We start from the raw sequence: 17877 nt of genomic DNA on the forward strand, positions 1-17877 counted from the left end.
TGACTTATACTCAGCGCGAACGGGGCGGTAGCTCAGTTGGGAGAGCGCAGCAATCGCACTGCTGAGGTCGTGGGTTCGACTCCCATCCGCTCCACCACCACACTTCCAGAAAAGTCCCAAGAAGTTCCTAAGCCCGCGTCAACGCGGGCTTTTTTATTTTTTCGGCTTCCAGTAAGGGACGGGGGGTTCCTTTGACAGCCGGGGGCAACTGGGGGCAACTGGGGGCAACTGGGGGCAACATTGGGGGCAACTGTGGTGCTGCCACGGAGAGTTGCCCCCATGCCCCTCACCGACACTGTCATCCGTAACGCCAAGCCCGGCGAAAAAATCCGCAAACTGTCCGACAGTGCGGGAATTTATCATGTATCGATGACCCACTGGCGGAGGACATCACGCGCCGCATCCGCATCCCAGCGGGCACGATCCAACAGATACTGCACCCCATCTGGGGATTTATCTCCGAGCCATTCGGCGAGGTGCCAGCCATTTTTTCGTTCGCAATGACTGAGCAAGCCCTGAACATAAAATAGTGCACGATCGCGCGTTTCCGAGCGGGGAAAGAGCGGACCTAAACGTTCCGCCAGGCCATTGAACAATGCTGAGACAGAAAGATCCTGTGGTTGCATTCTTCACCTTGTGATCGCTGAAAAATCAATCACATACAGTATAGCTCACTCAGTTACGGCTGTAGTACTAGGCTTCCTCATCCGCTGCCGAGGCCCATTCGCTGAGGGTACCTTCCACGGCCCTGAGATATTCGAGATCAAGCGGCTGCACCCGACGCACGGTGGCGCTGCCGTCTTCCCGCAGTTCACAGGCCAGCAGGTCACCCCGATCGCGGTTCATTTGAGATCCTTGAGGTATTGCTGGCCCTTTGCGGTCATACGGTACTGCTGAAGGCGACTGTTAGGTGTCTCAGGCAGCGTCATCTCGATCAGATCTTGTTGCCGCAAGCGGCGAATCTGTTTATTGAGTTCACCGGACACTCCCTTATGGCCCAGCCGCTCGGCGATGGTGGCCTTGCCCAGTGGCGCCTCTTGAAGAGTCAGCATCACTCTGGCCGCCAACCCCGACTCTAGCCGCGACTCTAGCCGCGACTCTAGCCGTACTGGCATCGACTGAGTCTCTGTCGAGGGCACGTCTGCACCGTCTTGTATGGCAAATGGTGCCGCCAGCCAGACACTCAACCGTATGCGGTTAGCGATCTCCTCGATGCCAGGCTCACGCAGCCCCTGGGCCGCCGCCTCGGCAAAGATACGCTTGACCCCGCTCCCCCACTGTTCAATCAGCCCGAGTTCGCGGAACACGCGGGCGATCACGGGATTGCGAATCATGGAAACGCCCCGCTTCATCTCGTCGATGGTCATGCCGGGCATCAGCAGGCCGGGACTTTCGATCTCGATACGATCATCGAAAAACGCGATCCGAATCGGGCTGCCCTGCTGCGAGTAGTCGCAATGCACCAGGGCATTGATGACTGCCTCGCGCAGCATGGTCAGCGGGATGCTCCACACGTCGCGGCGGCGCATGGCCCCGAACTCCGCGCTCTTGAAGGCATGCTTCTTGAGAAACAGCTCGATGCTGTGGACGGCTTGCGGCAGGGGTTCATGGATCTCCGTCTGGTCGAAGATCTCGATCTTGTCCGTGCCACGAAATCGACCGCACTGCACCCAGGCATCTGAAAAATGCCACTGACGCTCACGACCAAACAGCAGGATGCCGCCCACACTGGGCACCAGGCGCCCTTGATACGGCATCAACAGCCGCAGGGTGCGCAACTTGGCTTCGCCCAGGGGCGCATCACTGCCGAAGGCCTGCTGGATGGCCGCCTGGTCCAGATCCTCGATCGACAGTTCCGTCATGGGTTGCGCGTCGAAGCTGGTTCCGCGCACCTGGCGTTGCATTTCTTCAATCAGGCGCGCATCGGCCTGGCGATTACTCGACCCGAGTCGGACCAGCACGCCATGATCCGGCCCGAGGGCCTTGAGAAAGTGGGGTCGCGAACTGCTCAGGAACACCTCGATGCGCAGCAGGGTGTGTTCCCCTACCGTGAACAGCTCGATGTTTGGCAGCAGGCGGGGGAAGATGCTGTCGGCGATCAGGCTGGTCAGACGCTCTTCCGCGTCCAGCGGATCCGCTACTCCCACGATTTCGCCATCATCCGCCACACCGACGATGAGTTGGCCGCCCGCTGTGTTGGAGAAGGCCACCAGGGTTTTCAGCAAAGGCTTGGGAGATGAGAGATCGCGCTTGAACTCCAGCTGTTTGCCTTCCGGCTGGGCAAGCAGATCCTCGATTGGGTGCATCATCACGCGATTTCCTACCGCATACGAACCAGCTTATTGGCCAGCATTGCCCCGTGCAGGTCTAGCACTTGGTGGGCAATCTCGCTGGACGAGGTGGAGTGGTCAAACGCCTGGGGTGAGCAGACCCCCGTGGACCCCGAACTGCGGCCCATCCGGGAGGACACGAGGGTCGCAGGCCATCAGGAACTTGAGGATTCTCCCTCAACACACCAGGCGCCTCAACTTCCCATGCGCGCACGAGCACCCGAAAAACCCCACTCTCCCAATAGACCATAAACGCTTGGGGACGCCCCGCGCCCGCCCTACCATGCCCTCATGAACGCCCTGACCTCCTGGATCACACGCTCCCTGGGCCATCAGCCGGGCAGAAGCCTTCACGGCACGGACGCGGTAGGATCGCCATCGCTCCTGATACCGATCCAGGACGCGCAGACCCTCTTCACACCCACACACCGCCAGGCCGTGCTGGCCCAGATTGCCAGGTTGACCGGCCTGCCCGGCCCACATCATCAGGCCCTGGTCTTGTGGCCTATCCGGCAATACGCCAGCTTCGTGCAGCAATTGCCCGCCTCCCAGGCCCACCATCATGCGAGCCTGGGAGGGCTGCTTGATCATACCCTCGAGGTGATCCATCAGGCCCTGCTGATCCGCCGTGGGCGATTGCTGCCGATCGGCGGCGAGCCTGAGCGCATTGCCAGGCAGCATGATCTGTGGACCTATGCGGTGGCCATGGCCGCCCTGCTCCATGACCTGGGTAAAACGGCGGTGGATCAGTGGGTCACCCTATATGGGGCCGATGGCCAATCCATCGGCACCTGGGATCCCCTGGCCGGCCCCATGACAGGCGTGCCGCGCTGCCATGCTTACACGGTGACCTACAGACCACGGCGGCGTCATGGCTTTCATGAGCGGGTCACGCCCCTGCTGGTCCATCACATCATGCCGACCCGCGGATTGGCTTGGCTGGCCTCGGAACAGGCGCTCTTCGCCCAAGCCTATCCGAAGTTCTTTGATGATGACGATCGGGAGAGAGGGATGTCCGAACGCTCAGATACTATTCATGCGATACCGGGGCAACTCTGGGGGCAACAAAATTTAGAAAATTTATTTTTGACTTATTCATCAGATACTTATAGAGCGCTTTCGGTAGCCATCCGCCCACCAGAAAAAACCAAAAATCAAGCACTTGCGGGACGTTTTCCGGGCTATCACACCAAACGGCCAACCACCCCTCAAGTGCTTGATTTTTTTGCCCACCCCGGCGGGATCTCATGGTGCGGTGGTGTGCAGCCTCCCTGCTCCAGGCGCGCGCCTCAATACTCCCCACCCGGGGGCCACATTTCCGGCATGAAGCGTACCACCTGATTGCGGCCGTTATCCTTGGCGGCATATAGGGCCACGTCGGCATATTTGAGCACCTGCCAGAAGGCCTGGGCATCGTCCGGGTAGGCTGCCAGACCGATGGAGAGAGTCTTGTAAAGGTCACCACCTGCCACCTTGAAGGGGTGTGCCTCCACCGCCTCGCGGATCTTGTTGGCCACTTCCACGGCCGCTTCGGCGCCGGTATCCAGCAGGATGACCATGAACTCCTCACCACCGTAGCGAATGACCAGGTCGGATTCGCGCAGGTGAGCCGGGAAGATACCGGCCAACTCCCGCAGGATCTGGTCGCCCACATCGTGCCCGTGGGTGTCGTTCACCGTCTTGAAATAGTCCAGGTCCAGCATCATCAGCGTCATGGACATCTTGCGACGCTTGCATTGGGCCACCAGGCTGTCGGAATACTCCTCCAGGAAACGGCGGTTGCGCAGGCCGGTCATGGCGTCCTTGAGACTGGATTCGCGCAGGCTGGCCATCAAACCCTTGGCCTGAAGCACCGGTGCCGCTTCGCGCAAATAGGCGCTGATCAGGGGGCGCGCACGGGTGAGCGCCGGGATGTTCTGAGGTGGCACCACCAGTTGCACCACGCTGCCCACGCCGCCGGACTGGATGACGGGCAGGCAGAGATAGCTGCGCCCATCGGCCAGGGCGTCCTGGCTGAACGCACGGCATAGATTGGGATTTTCAAGGCCGTCGATGGCATGACCGGTGCGCACGGCCCGGCAGGTGGTGCATTGCTCCAGAATGTCAGGATGGCACCAACGTATCTCGTCATGCGGCACCCCATCCACGATCACCGTCTCCATCAGGCGCTTTTCCCGGTCCACTTGGTAGATGGAGAAATGCTCCATGCCAAACTCGGTGCGCAGGACCTCGCTCAAGCGGAAGAATACCTCCTCGGTGGTCTGATCCTCCTCGATGGCCTGTTTGAACTGAGCCACTTTGACCAGCCCGGAGACGGTGGAGGAGGTCTCCTGCAGCAGGTTGGCTTTGGGGTCTGGCACGGTATTCACCAACTGGGCCACGTGATCCCGAATTTCGGTGAGTTTGTGGGTGATGGCATCGGCCATCTGATTGAAATGGATAGCGATCTGCCCGATCTCATCATGACTGCGACTGCGTACCCGCTGGCTGAAATCCCCGCTGCTGGCCAGGCTGGCAGCCTGACGGATCTCCTGGGTGGTTTCTACCAGGGGGCGGAGCATGCGTTTCAGAAAGGCGATGGACAGGATGGCAAACAGCCCCATGATGGCCACCAGAAACAGGGCCGTGGCCATGCCGGCGGTCTTCATGTGATCTACGGATGCGGTGAGGGTCACGGCACCCAGGGCCGCCCCCTCGGGCGCCTGATGACAGGCCATGCAGTTGATGTCGCCGTTGGAGGAGGCAATGTAGGGAATGGTGGCGCGAAACTCCTCGCCGAACAGCCCCCCGATCAACCCGAAATACGGCTGCCCACTCTCCAGTACCTGGCGGTCGATGTCATCGGCCCCGGTCTCCATCGCCAGCCCCTCGCCATACTGCTCGATCACCTGTTCGCCGCGGATGACCCGCACCTCATTGAGGCTGTTCACTTCCGCCAGCCGCCGGAGCATGGAGGCCCGGCGGTCAATGGTGTCATTGATCATGGCTTCGGTGAGGGAGACACGGATCATCTCTGCTGCCGTGCGGGTGTGCTCGGTGGCAGAGCGCACAGAAAAATCCCGGATCAGCACCATGCTGGACAGCCCAATGACCAGCATCATGATGAGCATGACCAAAAGCAGGGCGCCCATGGTCTTGGTCTGCAGGCGACTGATGGTCACAGGAAACCTCGCGACTGTTTGAGTGACGTATCTCTACAAGGATACGCCCTCAACCCCGGGTAAGTGACATGAAATGGCCAAATCGCCCAACGAAACGATCACCGCGAAAGCAGGCCCTGACTTCCCAGGCCCCATCACACCCTGGGCTGTTCCTGGCCAACTGCCGTGTTCATGGGGAGTGGCATGACGTCCTCCCCTGAGATTGAGTGCGCTCAAGGTTCTAGAACAGGGTGTGGGATACACTGCTTAGACCGTTTCCATGCTTGAATCCGATGTTACAGCGGACAGTGAGTGGGCATGGATTGATATTTCGCATATTAGGGCCATCCCAGGATGCCGAAAAAGCCGCAAAAAACCGTCATGGAAGTCCAGGAGGGCGACACGATCAGCGGCAGTGATGGGCCTGGCGCTGAACCATCGGACGGTCCCAGATCTTCCCCCTGCATCTCCCTTGAGAACGAACTACTGGAGGCACAGCGCATTGCCCAGGTGGGCAGTTGGCTGTCGGATTTCCAGGAGGACGTGATTCGTTGGTCTCCGGAGGTTTACCGGATTTTTGGGCTTTCTCCCGATGCCTGGCATGCCACCCACGAGGCCTTCATGTCACTGGTGCACCCCGAGGATCAAGACAGGGTGCAGGCGGCCGTTGATGCCGCGCTCGCGGGGGATGCCTACGATATCGAGCACCGCATTCTGCGCCCCGACGGGACCATACGCATCGTCCGTGAACGCGGCAAAGTGGAGTTTGATGATGCCGGCCGACCGCTACGAATGATCGGCACCGTGCACGATATTACCGATCGCAAATGGCAGGAGGAGGAACTGCGCCGCAGAGAGATGCGGTTTCGCCTCGTTCAACAGGCGGCGCGATTCGGTATCTGGGAATGGGATTTGGCCGAAGACCGGATCCACTGGGACGCCAACTGCTGGAACATGCTCGGCTATGCGTCCGATACCCCCGGCGCGTTGAGTTACGCCCAGTGGCGGGCCATGGTGCATCCCGATGACCTGAAGGACGTGGACGAACAGTGGCGTCGTCAGCTGATGGTAAATGATCGTTTCACCATCGAGTTTCGCTACGAGCGTGCCCATGGCGGCTGGGCATGGGTGCAGGGCCGCGGTCAGGTTATCGAATATGATGATGAAGGCCAGCCCCGGCGATTGATGGGCACCCACGTGGAGATCAGCCAGATCAAGCGTGCTGAACAACAAGCCCATCAGGCCCAGCAACGCGCCCAGGCGTATCTGAACACTGCCGGGGTGATCATGCTGACCCTCGGGAGGAATGGCATCATCGAAATGGCCAATCAGCGCGCCTGCAGCACCCTGAAATGCGATGCGCGGTCCATTATCGGCCTGGACTGGTTTGAGCAGTTTGTGCCCGAGCGTTATCGCCATGACATGCGGGCACGATTCAACGCCATGATGACGAATCATATCCTGCGGCTTCATGAGTCCAGGATGGATTCCCCCATCCTGACGCGCACCGGAGAAAAACGCTGGATTCGTTGGACGGCTGTGACCCTGAGGGATGAACGCGGACTCCCCGAGGCGGTCCTCTGCTCGGGAGAGGACATCACGGAACAGCGTCAGGCCTGGCAGGAGAAGGAGAAGATCGTACAGATCCTGGAAGCGGCGCCGGATATCGTATGCTCCTGTGATGAACAAGGCCGTATTCATTACATGAATCGAGCCGGCCTGGCGTTCTGGGATTTGCCGGAGGGTCTCCCGCAGCCTGGTGGGCCAGCGCCCGTTTCCCTGCAGGATTTGCAGCCGGACCGGGCGATTCAGCGGGTGCTGAAGGAGGGTTTTCCGGCAGCCTTGCAGTCCGGGCATTGGTGCGGCGAGTCGGTCATCATCGATGCCCAGGGAGAAGAAACACCCGTTCACCAGACGGTGGTGGCGCATCCGCCGGAAAACGGCGATGCCTTGCGCTTTTCAACCCTGATACGGGACATCAGCCTGCAAAAGCGCTACGAGAGGGAACTGCATCGGCAAGCCTTCGAGGATACCCTGACAGCCATCCCCAATCGGCGCCATTTCGAAAGCGTGCTGGAAAGGGAACTGCAGCGGGCAGAACGCTATGGTCACCCGTTCTCCGTCATGCTCCTGGATGTGGATCATTTCAAATCACTCAATGATCGCTTTGGCCACGAAGTGGGCGACGAAGTCTTGTACGCGCTGGCGCAATGCCTCGACCGATGCCGACGGGCTGCAGATGTGCTCGCCCGCTGGGGTGGAGAGGAGTTCATCGCCCTGTTGCCCGAGACATCGCAGGAACAGGCTGCTCAGGCGGCAGAGGGCATGCGACGTCGCATTGAGGAAAAGGCCTTCAAGACGGTTGGGCGCGTGACGATCAGTCTCGGTGTTGCCCAATTCTGTCCTGGCGAGACGATGCGCGATCTCATCAGACGCACCGATCAGGCGCTTTACCAAGCCAAGAGCCAGGGACGAAACCAGGTGGTGAGTTTCACACCGCAGATGTGACCATCGGATGCCGGTATTGAAGGGAATTTATAGCTGCCTGCCCTTGAATGCCTGTCCAGTCATCCGGGGTCGGAGCATGAAGGTCTCGCGCCCATCGCCACCAAAGTACCGACCTTCCGCCCCTGACCTACGTACTGGATTACGAGGACCATCACTGATGGCTATGCACAATCCTCCCCATCCCGGTGAATTCATCCGCGAGGTCTATCTTGAGCCATTCGGCCTGAGCGCACGACACCTCGCCTCCAAGCTTCAGGTTTCCCCATCTACCGTAGCCCGAGTGCTTCAGGGGCGCAGCTCTGTCAGCCCCGAGATGGCTGACCTCGCGAATCAGTCGGTTGGCCCCGTTCCAATCGCGTTCCATGGAACGACCCTCCTGGGCGGTGACCGGGCTCGGGGGATTGACACAGCGCCCGGCTGCAAAGCGCCAGCGCACGGTGTTCCTGCAACACACCCTGAATTGGCAAACCACCAAGGCCAGCATAAGTTCGGGCTTCCATGCCCATGGTGTCTTGCAGATCGACTACAAGGTCGTCACATGCTGATCAGGCGGCGGCCTGGGATTGGTGACTGCGCTGGGCAATGTTGACCAGATCTTCCAGTGTGAAGTGCCCTTCTTCCTTGGAGGGCAAGGTGGGTCTCCAATGGGGGGCGTGATTAACGAAGCTCGCCCGATCTCCTTCCAGAAGACCAATCAGCACCTCGGCCACGATCTGGCCACCCACCTCGCCCAAGTGCTGGCCGGACTCGCGCATTTCGGCTTCGCGCAGGATGTAGTACCACAACGGTGCGGGTACTGGCAGGGGTGTTGGCAGTCCGGACACATGGCCCCAGAGTTCCTCCTGGCTGAGCACATCGGCCCCCATGCAGGCTGCCACCGATTGCCCCGACGGCAAGGAAAAGGCAGCACCCCGTTTGAGATTGCGGGCGGCGAGTGAGCGTGCCTCATCCGGTATGCCCGGTGGCACCACCGAATCCGGCAGAAATAGCAACGACTCATTGAGCCGGGAGTTGATCAGGCGACTGGGCTGAACACCCTGGCCATCTCCCAGAAAACTCGACCAGTCCACCGTGTGTTCCCTGGCAACAGGCACTCCGCCACGAAGATCGCTGAGTCCCTCGTCTCGCGGCGCATCTGCCTCGGCCGGGAACAGTCGTGCCCCACCTGCGGTAGCGTTGATGCGGTAGCCGGCCCGTACCTGACTGTGTCCGAAGCGGAAGGCGGCGACGCTAAATTCCACCGGCATGTATGGCTCTTCGGCAAACCAGTAGTAGCGGCGCCCGTGATCCAAGATGTCGTCCACCCGCGCCTGACCACAGATACGTGGCAAATAGTCGTGCAGGACAATCCACTGATAATGCCACCGTACGAGTCTCTGGGCCTCCTCGAAATCCCGGCCTGCCTCCTCGTCAAATACCTGATTGTGGAATTTGGCAAAGGCCAGGTGCAGTTGGGAGACAATGAGATTCTCATCGTTTCGGGGATCGCCAATGATGGCGGTGCCACGATGGTTCCTGAGGACATCATGATCGCCCTCGGCCGATGTGAGGAACCGGCCCTCACCATCATAAAGGTAGGGCTGGGCCGCCGGACCTGCCCCGTAAAGGGAATCCAGTTCCATCATGGGGGTGCGGAAGTTACGCAACGCCTGAGGATGAAGTGGACCCCATCCACTGGACCACCTGACAGGGGGGTTAAGCTCTAACCGGGGTTGTAGCTCTCAGGCGTCAGGCCGCCCGAGTCAGAGGTTGGTTGAAGTAAACCTCATCCGGTGTTGCGTCGTCCAGCCCCTGATGGGGCCGCTCGGCGTTGTACCAGGTGAAGTACTGCTTCAGATCCTGGCGTAAGTGGACGCCATTATCAAAGGCCTTCAGGTAGACGCACTCGTACTTCACGCTGCGCCAGAGCCGCTCCACAAAGATGTTGTCCTGGTAACAGCCCTTACCGTCCATGCTGATCTGGATTTTGTGGTCTTTCAGCACCTGGGTGAACGCCTTGCTGGTGAACTGGCAGCCTTGGTCCGTGTTGAATATCTCGGGTCGCCCATGGCGTGCCAGAGCCTCCTCAAGGGCATCAATGCAGAAGTCGGTGTCCAGGGTGTTCGACACACGCCAGGAGAGCACACGACGACTGTGCCAGTCCATGATGGCCACCAGGTACATGAACCCCCGGGCCATCGGGATGAACGTCACATCGGTCGCCCAGACCTGGTTGGGACGATCGATCACCAGATCCCGCAGCAGGTAGGGATAGATCTGGTGGCCCTCGCCCGGTCGACTGGTGCGCGGCCTCGGATACACGGCGTGCAGGCCCATCTGGCGCATCAGCCGCTGGACTCGCTTGCGGTTTACCGGGTGGCTCAAGCGGTTGAGGTAGGCCCTCATCCGCCGCGAACCATAGAACGGCCTTCGCAGGTATTCCTCGTCAATCAGGCGCATCAGCTCCAGGTCGCTATCCTGGGTCGGCTTGGGCCGGTAGTACACCGAAGAACGGCTGATGTCGAGCAACTGACACTGTCGCCGGACGCTGACATCAACCGCCTGCGGCTCCACCAGGGCCTGTCGCTGGGCCCGGCTCAACGACCGAGCCTGCGTGATAAAAAATCGCGTTCCACCGTCAGCTTGCCGATCTCACGGTACAGGGTGTCGATCTCCTCCTGAGTCTTCTGGGCCGCCTTGCCCCCACCCTTGCCCTCGAAGATCCCCGTCGCCTTGTCCAGCAACTCACGCCGCCACTGACTCACCATGGTCGGATGGATCTCGAAGCGGGCTGCCAGCTCCGAGGTGGTCTGTTCCCCTTTGAGGGCTTCAAGGGCCACCTTGGCCTTGAAGTCGGCGCTGTATTGCTTGCGTTTCCTGCTCATGATCAGATTCTCCTGTCGGAATGATCAGAGCTTAACCCCTGGTCCGAATCTTGGGGTCCACCTCAGGATCGTTCTGGGATTCCAGGCTGGAGGTGGGGTCGAAGGTAATGTCGTGATCGACAAACTGACCGAAGAAGGTGAAGCCGGCGGGGATGCCGGGATTGTCGCCCTCGTCCCCAAGTTCGTCCTTCATGGGGCCATCGGCGGCCCCCAGGGCATGAGGTTGTGCAGGTTGAGGGAGATGCGACTCCTTGAGGGAGCGCAGGTGCGGAAACATCCGGCCAAAACGACCGGGCCGGCCAAACACGCCCTTTTGAGGACAATGGCCCCGAAGATATTCACCATGCATGGGTATACTCCTCATGAAACTGCAACGTCATCTCGATAGGACTGTAGTGACCTCCTCTGTGTGTGACTCAAGGGTAATCCCTACTCTCTTGCTTGGCTTATAGCCCTTGTGTACAGAATGTCCAGTCCGATCCAATCTGGCGATCGACAGCAAACTCAGGGGCTGTTACCTGGTCCAGTTGCGAGTACCTCTTTCCAAGCCGGCGACAGGACTCGCCCCATCTCTCTACACGACAGTGCGCGCGGATCGTCTAGGCCGGTGGCGCCAACGGCATGGCAGGTCATCAGCGCACCCAACTGGATTGGTCGCGGGGAAGCCGCCTGTCCGGGTCGGTCACCATGACCGAATTCCCATCCTTGAGACGGGCTGAGTACACGATTTCTCGCCTTTTCTCGGGAGAATAGCCGCACCGGATGCGTAGCCGTGAGCCGGGGCGTATCCGGGGCGCAATCAAGAACCGCCTGACAATGCCGATAACCCCGAACACGCACAAGGTGCGCCTGACGCGCTCAGTACGGATACCTGAACCATGCTGTCTTCCCTGACCATCGGCCGCAAGCTGGCGGCCTCCTTCACGATCGTTCTTTTGATCCTGCTGATGATCGCGCTGGTGGGATGGAATGGCCTGAATCGCATGGGCGACGCCCAGGCGCGTGTGGCGGACACTTACGAGCAGGCCATCTTCCAGGTGGAAAAGGAGGTGGATCACCTGGTCTGGGTCAACGATCTGGCCAATGTCTTTGTATTGGGTACCGAATTTCAGGGGCAGCTGGACTATACCCAATGCGACTTCGGGCAGTGGTACTACAGTTTTCGGGACAGCGACGCCTTTGATCAGGCCCCCAGCGATTTCCGGCGTACCTTCAACGCCATCGAGCAACCCCACCGCGAACTCCACCAGACGGCCATCCGCATCCTGCGAGCCGTGGAAAACGGTGATCGTCAACAGGGACTGGACATCTACCAGGGGCAGACCCTGGGCCATCTGGAGACACTCCGGGGTTTGCTGGACGACCTGGGTGACGGGCTTACGCGTCAGCGAGGGGTCGTGAATGCTCAGGCGGAGCGTACCGCCGTGGCATCCACCACCACCATGAGTGTCGCTGCCCTGGCAGCGTTGGCCCTGGCTGTGCTGTTGGGCTGGCTGTTGACCCGGGCCATCGTTACGCCCCTGAAGAATACAACGGCTCATCTGCAGTCCATCGCCGAGGGCGATGGGGATCTGACTCAGCGCCTGCCGGTGCAGGGGCGCGACGAGGTGGCCGACCTGTCCCGAGCCTTCAACGGGTTCGCCGATCGCGTGCATGGCCTGGTGAAGCAGGTGGTAGGGGCCTCCGCGCAGTTGGCGGCGGCGGCCGAGGAACTGTCTGCCACCAGTGGCGAGACGCGTCAGCAGGTGCGTAACCAGCAGTCAGAGGTGGAACAGGTGGCCACCGCCATGAACGAGATGGCAACCACGGTCCAGGAAGTGGCCCGCAATGCCTCGGAGGCGGCCAGCACCACGCGAAGCACCGATGAGCAGTCCAGGGAAGGCACTCAGGAAGTGGAGCGCACCATCGAAACCATCCAGGCACTGGCCCGGCAGGTGGAAGAGTCCGCCGAGGTCATCGGTACCGTGTCGGCCGACAGCGACGAGATCGGCAAGGTGCTGGATGTGATCCGTGGAATCGCCGAGCAGACCAACCTGCTCGCCCTGAACGCCGCCATCGAGGCCGCGCGGGCCGGTGAGCAGGGGCGGGGCTTTGCGGTGGTGGCCGACGAGGTTCGGACCCTGGCCTCCCGCACTCAGTCCTCCACCAACGAGGTTCAGGAAATGATCGAACGCCTGCAGTCCGGTGCCGCCCGGGCGGTCAAGTCCATGGGCGAAGGGCGCAGCAAGGCGCGGGCAGGCGTTGAGCAGGCGGCCCGGGCAGGCGAATACCTGCAGGTGATCAGTCGTTCCATTGGGACCATCAACGACATGAACGCCCAGATCGCCAGTGCCGCCGAGGAACAATCGGCAGTGGCCGAGGAGGTCAACCGTAACGTGGTCAATATCAGCGATGGGGTCGAGCACACTGCCTCGGGCGCCGAACAGATCTCTGCCGCCAGTGAGGAGTTGGCACGCCTCGCCGCGGATCTGCAAAACCGCGTGGGAAGCTTCAAGGTCTGATCACGCCTCCCCGATTCAGATTCGTGGCTTGGGCGTTTCGGTGGAAAGCCGTTCGACCCTGGAGGCAATGCGAATGAATGGCTGGTCGTCGTCGTGAAAATCCAGATCACGAAGTACTGGAAACGCGTTCGCTCCAGTTTCTGGTTCGTGCCGGCGGCCATGGCCGCAACGGCAGTGGGCCCGGCCGTCGTCGGTTTCAACGTGGACGGACCGGGGAAATGTTCAACACGACACACTTCAACCTGGATAGTAACAAATCGACATTGACTCCAAAGATAAGTTACTTTCGATCCATGCCTTACGGTATCTACGAAAAACTCCCCGCTCCGGTGAGGTACTGGCTCAGCATTCTGGCTGCTGCGAACCGGCATTGGCTGGCAAGCCAGGCCTTCATATATGGCGCAGCGCTGGCATTCTTCACCGTTTTCTCCATCGCACCCATCCTGGTAGTGATTATCACTCTGGTCGGGCTGGTGGTTGGCGAGAGTGCTGTCCGGGGTGAACTCTTCGAGCAGCTCGAGGGGACTCTCGGTCCGGAGGCTGCAGGCGTGGTGCAGACAGCAGTGATCAATTCGCAGGTCGATCAGAGTGGCATCTGGCCGGCGTTGATTGGGATCGTCGCCACCATCGTCGGTGCCACCACGGTTTTCGCCCAACTGCAGTTGTCCCTGAATCAGATCTGGGACGTCGCGCCCCGACCTTCCAGGAGCGGCGTCTGGATCTTCGTCAAGAGCCGGGTGCTGTCGCTGACCATCATTCTGGTCATTGGATTCATCCTGTTGGTCTCGCTCATATTATCAGTGGCTTTGCGTGGCGTCATGGGATTCGCGGAGGAATGGCTACCCGTTCCTGGTTGGGCGATGGTGGGCATGGAGATATCCCTGTCGTTACTCGTGATCACGTTCCTGTTCGCGGCAATCTTCAGGATCCTGCCAGACGTGCTGCTGTCCTGGCGAGACGTCCTGCTCGGTGCTTTAATCACTGCAGTGCTGTTCACTGTGGGTCGCTCCCTGATCTCCATCTACCTGGCCTACACTGCAACTGCATCAACCTATGGCGCTGCCGGCTCTCTGGCGCTGCTCCTGCTCTGGGTGAACTATTCCTCCATAATCCTCCTGTTCGGGGCTGCATTTACGCGCGCACACCTTGAAGGCAGAGGCATGCCCATCGTACCCAAGAGCACGGCGATTTGTGTGCGCCGGGAATTGGTCGAAGAAGTGCAAAAAAGCTGAGTCCATGATCACCAACGGGCGATCCGGGACTATCTGGGTGACCATACCCCAAGGAGAGAATGCTCAGGTCCTGCTGTTTGGTCTGCCTTGATGGCCTCTTCTGGAGCGCTCCCTGTGCAGGGACTATACTGGCGCCCTCGCATGCCCCCACGGTAGCGGCCACCTTCGTTCCCGCCTTTCCATCGAGTCTTTTGATGCTCTACTACTTCGACCTGATAGGTGTGGCTGTGTTTGCGGCCAGCGGTGTACTCGCCGCGCGTGACCGGAACCTGGACATCTTCGGGTTAATCATGGTCGCCACCCTGACAGCCATCGGAGGCGGCACCATCCGCGACCTGCTCCTGGACCGACATCCGATCTTCTGGGTGGTGGATCCGTGGTATCTGGTGGTCATCATCGCTTCAGCCGTCACCACCATCTTGTACCTGAAATGGCGCCCTCCTCCCGGGACACTTTTCCTCGTGGCCGACACCCTGGGGCTGGCGTTGTTCGCCATATCCGGCGCCACGCTAGCCCTGGCCGCCGGGCATTCACCGCTCATCGTCATCATTATGGGGGTGATGACGGGCACCATGGGTGGCATGTTGCGGGACGTCATCACCGCTCGCGTCCCCCTGATCCTGCAAAAGGAGATCTACGCCACCGCCGCCTTGTGCGGTGTGGTGGTTTACCTGCTGGCGATGGCCGCTGGCGTCAACGACCTCGTGGCCTTCGGTGCAGGTTTTTCCACCGTTGTGGCACTGCGCCTCATCGCGATCCGTTGGGGCATCAACCTGCCGGTAATTCGTGTTTAAAGCATATCCGCACCGAGAATGCCCCTGCCTGGATGACATCATGGCGGGGCGACGCCCGGCAGGGAATTGTCAGGGGCCGAACAATCCTGACACCTGCACCTGAGTCGGGAATGCTTTCGATCTGGCACTCATGGGCGGTGCCAATCCGACACGGGTTATCGGGGTGGCCCGGCTGTGTCCAGCGCCGGCAGGCCATCGCCATTATCATTCTGCAAGGCCTCAGCCCCCGGTTCGTCGTGGCAGTACACATACACCACCCCACTGAGACGCCGGTTGAGTTGCTGGAAGCCGTCCAGCACCTCCCATGCGGGATAGGGCAGCCCGGGTTGATTGCGCTTGGCCTGGATCAGCCAGCGGCTGGTCTCCTGCTTGCGATCCAGGATCTTGCGGCCCAGCTCCGGACGCTCACGCATGAGCATGCGGGCCACGGTGTTCATCTGCTGGGTGAAGCGGGAGGCAGCCTCCAGCAGCAGCGGACGGGCGGCTTCCACGGATGCGTGGTCGTGACTTAGCAGGCGGCGCACCTCGTCGTGCATGTCGTGACCCAGGGTGCGCACGATCAGCGGCAGTTCGCGCATGAAATCATCCAGGGTATCCTTCAGGGCCTGGTCTTCAGGGCTCAGGGAGTCGTCCGGGATGGCATCCAGGAACTCGGTGAGTTCCTGGCATACCCGCTGGATCTCGCGGGTACGGGTATCGATATCCGTGATGGCGCCGGGGTGCAGTTCGCCCTGGCGTAACCCCTGCATCACCGCCCCCCCCATCAGGTGCAGCGCGTCAAACACACGCAGGGTCTCACGCATGGCGGCGTTGATGGCCAGCGTGGGATTTTGCAGCAGCAGCGGGTCGAGACGGATGACGGCCGGCTTTTCCGGACGCTCCGGCTCGGGCGTGAGGGTGTTCACCCAGCGCTCCAGGGTGGGAGCAGCCAGGATGGCCAGGCAGGCCAGCAAGTTGAACAGTGTATGCACCCAGGCGGCTTGCTGCGGCAATCCCACCAACCAGCCTTCCGGCGGCAGCGCGGGCAGGGAGAGCACGATGGCCGCCAGCGCCATCGCCAGGGGCAGCTTGACCATCAGCACTGCCAGGCCCAGGCGTCGGCCCTGCACATCGCCCCAACCGGCCATCAACACCGTAAAGCACAGACCGATGTTGGCTCCCAGCACCCAGAGCAGCAGCATCTCCAGACTGATCTGCCCGCCCGCCACCAGGGCCAGGGCCACAGCGATGGACGCCGTGGCACTCTGCACCACCAGGGTGAGCAGCACGGCACCCAGCATGAACAGCAACGGCAATTGGGCCAGGGCTTCAAACAGTGCTTCCACCGCCGGGTCCGACCCCATGGCAACGGCCGATTCACTCAAAAGCCCCATGCCCATGAGCATGAAGCCGAAGGCCAGCAGCGACTGCCCCACCCCCCGTGGGCGACTGGACTCCACGAACAGGAACAGGAACGCCCCCAGGGCCAGGAACAGCCCGTTGTAGTCCTGCAGATCGAACGAGACCAGTTGCACGAGCACCGTGGTGCCCAGCTGGGCACCGAGCAAGACCGCCAGCACGTTGCGCCAGGACACGCGCCCGCGGCGCGTCATCTGCACAGACAGCATGGCCGTGGCGGTGGACGAGGGCATCACCGCCCCGCCAGCCACACCACCGACAAACGCTCGGGCCCGGGTGCGAGTGAATCCCTGCAACCAGTCCAGCAGATCACCCCCCATGATCCGCGCAAATCCCTTACGCAGAAAGCGCAGCCCGAAAAGTACCAGCAGGATGCCGGCCACCAGATTGATCAATTCCATCACATCACCTTTTCCTGAATCCGTACAGCCACTGCATATTATTGGAGATGATGCATGACATTATGATGCGTTCCAGCCCCCGAACCCAAGAGTCTTTTTATTAATTCACAGGGGTATGTTTCTGCACATTGATCCCGGGTGCCGATATCAGGGTTTATTTTCCGGACAAGGCCGTTTAAACTTCGCGGCATGTCGCTTATGTCAGCGGCGCTAACGTCAGACGAGGCTGAATCTCATCGATGGACAGCGACTGTTGTAGAAACAGGCACACTCAGGGCCCCAGCGGCCTATTGACGGCATGTGCCCCACGCCATCGGAGTTCCTCCCTGCGGCATTCCCTCGCCGCCTGACGTCCGGAACCCCGCTGGCGCGGCCTCTCATGCCGTTCCACGGGGAATACCGGCGACCCGCCTTACCCCCAACCGCCCCCCTGAATCGGCCCCGGCACCCCGGGATGCCGACCGTGTCTGGCGCCTGCGCATGCCCTGTCTCCTCGATCAGCCCAGACTTGAGGAGAAAACCCCTTTGCCCGAAGACCCTGGACCCGCTGAACCTCCGTCGTCTTGTCGATACGTGACAAGCAAGACACGGCTCGTTTTATCCATTTTAACGAGCCCTGATGCCTTCCATTTGATATGACATGGATGGCCCGGATCCCTGTGCCTGGAATAAAATTGAACGTACGTTCAAGTGGGAAAATAAAAACGCA

13 protein-coding genes, 1 tRNA gene and 1 pseudogene are annotated in these 17877 nt (G+C 60.6%); 7 read left to right on the plus strand and 8 right to left on the minus strand.

What is annotated here, in order from left to right:
* Nucleotides 1-21 precede the first annotated feature (21 nt).
* A tRNA-Ala gene (locus ECTOBSL9_RS14945) sits at nt 22-97 on the plus strand.
* Nucleotides 98-359: 262 nt separating this feature from the next.
* Here the strand turns inward: ECTOBSL9_RS14945 and ECTOBSL9_RS14950 are convergent.
* The 3 genes from ECTOBSL9_RS14950 to ECTOBSL9_RS14955 form a co-directional block, all read right to left on the minus strand.
* The gene (locus ECTOBSL9_RS14950) at nt 360-626 is read right to left on the minus strand and encodes a transposase (protein ID WP_082829989.1); all 267 of its coding nucleotides are present in this window, start codon (nt 624-626) and stop codon (nt 360-362) included.
* A 67-nt stretch (nt 627-693) separates the two neighbouring features.
* Nucleotides 694-846, minus strand: a complete 153-nt coding sequence (locus tag ECTOBSL9_RS17110; RefSeq protein ID WP_240481004.1) for a hypothetical protein — start codon at nt 844-846, stop codon at nt 694-696.
* Entirely contained in the window at nt 843-2309 is a 1467-nt protein-coding gene (locus ECTOBSL9_RS14955) for a helix-turn-helix domain-containing protein (protein ID WP_063465719.1), read from the minus strand. The genes ECTOBSL9_RS17110 and ECTOBSL9_RS14955 overlap by 4 nt, the downstream gene beginning before the upstream one ends.
* Before the next feature lie 312 nt (nt 2310-2621).
* Here ECTOBSL9_RS14955 and ECTOBSL9_RS14960 point away from each other — a divergent pair, with 312 nt between their 5' ends.
* Nucleotides 2622-3671 carry a TraI domain-containing protein gene (locus ECTOBSL9_RS14960; protein ID WP_063465720.1) on the plus strand — a complete coding sequence of 350 codons (1050 nt, stop codon included), beginning with the start codon at nt 2622-2624 and terminating at the stop codon, nt 3669-3671.
* Here ECTOBSL9_RS14960 and ECTOBSL9_RS14965 read toward each other — a convergent pair.
* Entirely contained in the window at nt 3620-5491 is a 1872-nt protein-coding gene (locus ECTOBSL9_RS14965) for a diguanylate cyclase (protein ID WP_063465721.1), read from the minus strand. The genes ECTOBSL9_RS14960 and ECTOBSL9_RS14965 overlap by 52 nt on opposite strands.
* Nucleotides 5492-5851: 360 nt before the next feature.
* Here ECTOBSL9_RS14965 and ECTOBSL9_RS14970 point away from each other — a divergent pair, with 360 nt between their 5' ends.
* Nucleotides 5852-7978 (plus strand): diguanylate cyclase, encoded by a 2127-nt coding sequence (locus tag ECTOBSL9_RS14970; protein WP_063465722.1) that lies wholly within the window; start codon nt 5852-5854, stop codon nt 7976-7978.
* Nucleotides 7979-8135: 157 nt separating this feature from the next.
* A pseudogene (locus ECTOBSL9_RS17650) lies at nt 8136-8330 on the plus strand (HigA family addiction module antitoxin); the annotation flags it as partial.
* A gap of 193 nt (nt 8331-8523) precedes the next feature.
* Here the strand turns inward: ECTOBSL9_RS17650 and ECTOBSL9_RS14985 are convergent.
* The 3 genes from ECTOBSL9_RS14985 to ECTOBSL9_RS15000 form a co-directional block, all read right to left on the minus strand.
* A complete protein-coding gene (locus ECTOBSL9_RS14985) occupies nt 8524-9603 on the minus strand; it encodes a peroxidase family protein (protein WP_063465725.1) in 1080 nt (359 codons plus the stop codon).
* A 103-nt stretch (nt 9604-9706) separates the two neighbouring features.
* A protein-coding gene (locus ECTOBSL9_RS14990; RefSeq protein WP_371258969.1) for an IS3 family transposase occupies nt 9707-10842 on the minus strand; the annotation gives its coding sequence in 2 pieces (ribosomal slippage) (nt 9707-10566 and nt 10566-10842; 1137 coding nt in all).
* Between the two features lie 31 nt (nt 10843-10873).
* Complete coding sequence (locus ECTOBSL9_RS15000; protein WP_063465726.1) at nt 10874-11191, minus strand: hypothetical protein; 318 nt, start codon at nt 11189-11191, stop codon at nt 10874-10876.
* A gap of 529 nt (nt 11192-11720) precedes the next feature.
* Here ECTOBSL9_RS15000 and ECTOBSL9_RS15005 point away from each other — a divergent pair.
* The 3 genes from ECTOBSL9_RS15005 to ECTOBSL9_RS15015 all read left to right on the plus strand — a co-directional run bounded on the left by ECTOBSL9_RS15005 (nt 11721) and on the right by ECTOBSL9_RS15015 (nt 15369).
* Nucleotides 11721-13343, plus strand: coding sequence for a methyl-accepting chemotaxis protein (locus ECTOBSL9_RS15005; RefSeq protein ID WP_063465727.1), 1623 nt, complete (start codon nt 11721-11723; stop codon nt 13341-13343).
* A 77-nt stretch (nt 13344-13420) separates the two neighbouring features.
* Nucleotides 13421-14575 (plus strand): YihY/virulence factor BrkB family protein, encoded by a 1155-nt coding sequence (locus ECTOBSL9_RS15010; protein WP_240481005.1) that lies wholly within the window; start codon nt 13421-13423, stop codon nt 14573-14575.
* A 194-nt stretch (nt 14576-14769) separates the two neighbouring features.
* Nucleotides 14770-15369: a trimeric intracellular cation channel family protein gene (locus ECTOBSL9_RS15015; RefSeq protein WP_205631980.1), complete on the plus strand. Its 600-nt coding sequence runs from the start codon at nt 14770-14772 to the stop codon at nt 15367-15369.
* Between the two features lie 155 nt (nt 15370-15524).
* On the opposite strand, the gene ECTOBSL9_RS15020 is transcribed toward ECTOBSL9_RS15015, so the two are convergent.
* Nucleotides 15525-17168, minus strand: a complete 1644-nt coding sequence (locus tag ECTOBSL9_RS15020) for a Na/Pi cotransporter family protein (protein WP_063465729.1) — start codon at nt 17166-17168, stop codon at nt 15525-15527.
* Between the last annotated feature and the right edge of the window lie 709 nt (nt 17169-17877).

The organism is Ectothiorhodospira sp. BSL-9 (genome assembly GCF_001632845.1).
GTDB lineage: Bacteria > Pseudomonadota > Gammaproteobacteria > Ectothiorhodospirales > Ectothiorhodospiraceae > Ectothiorhodospira.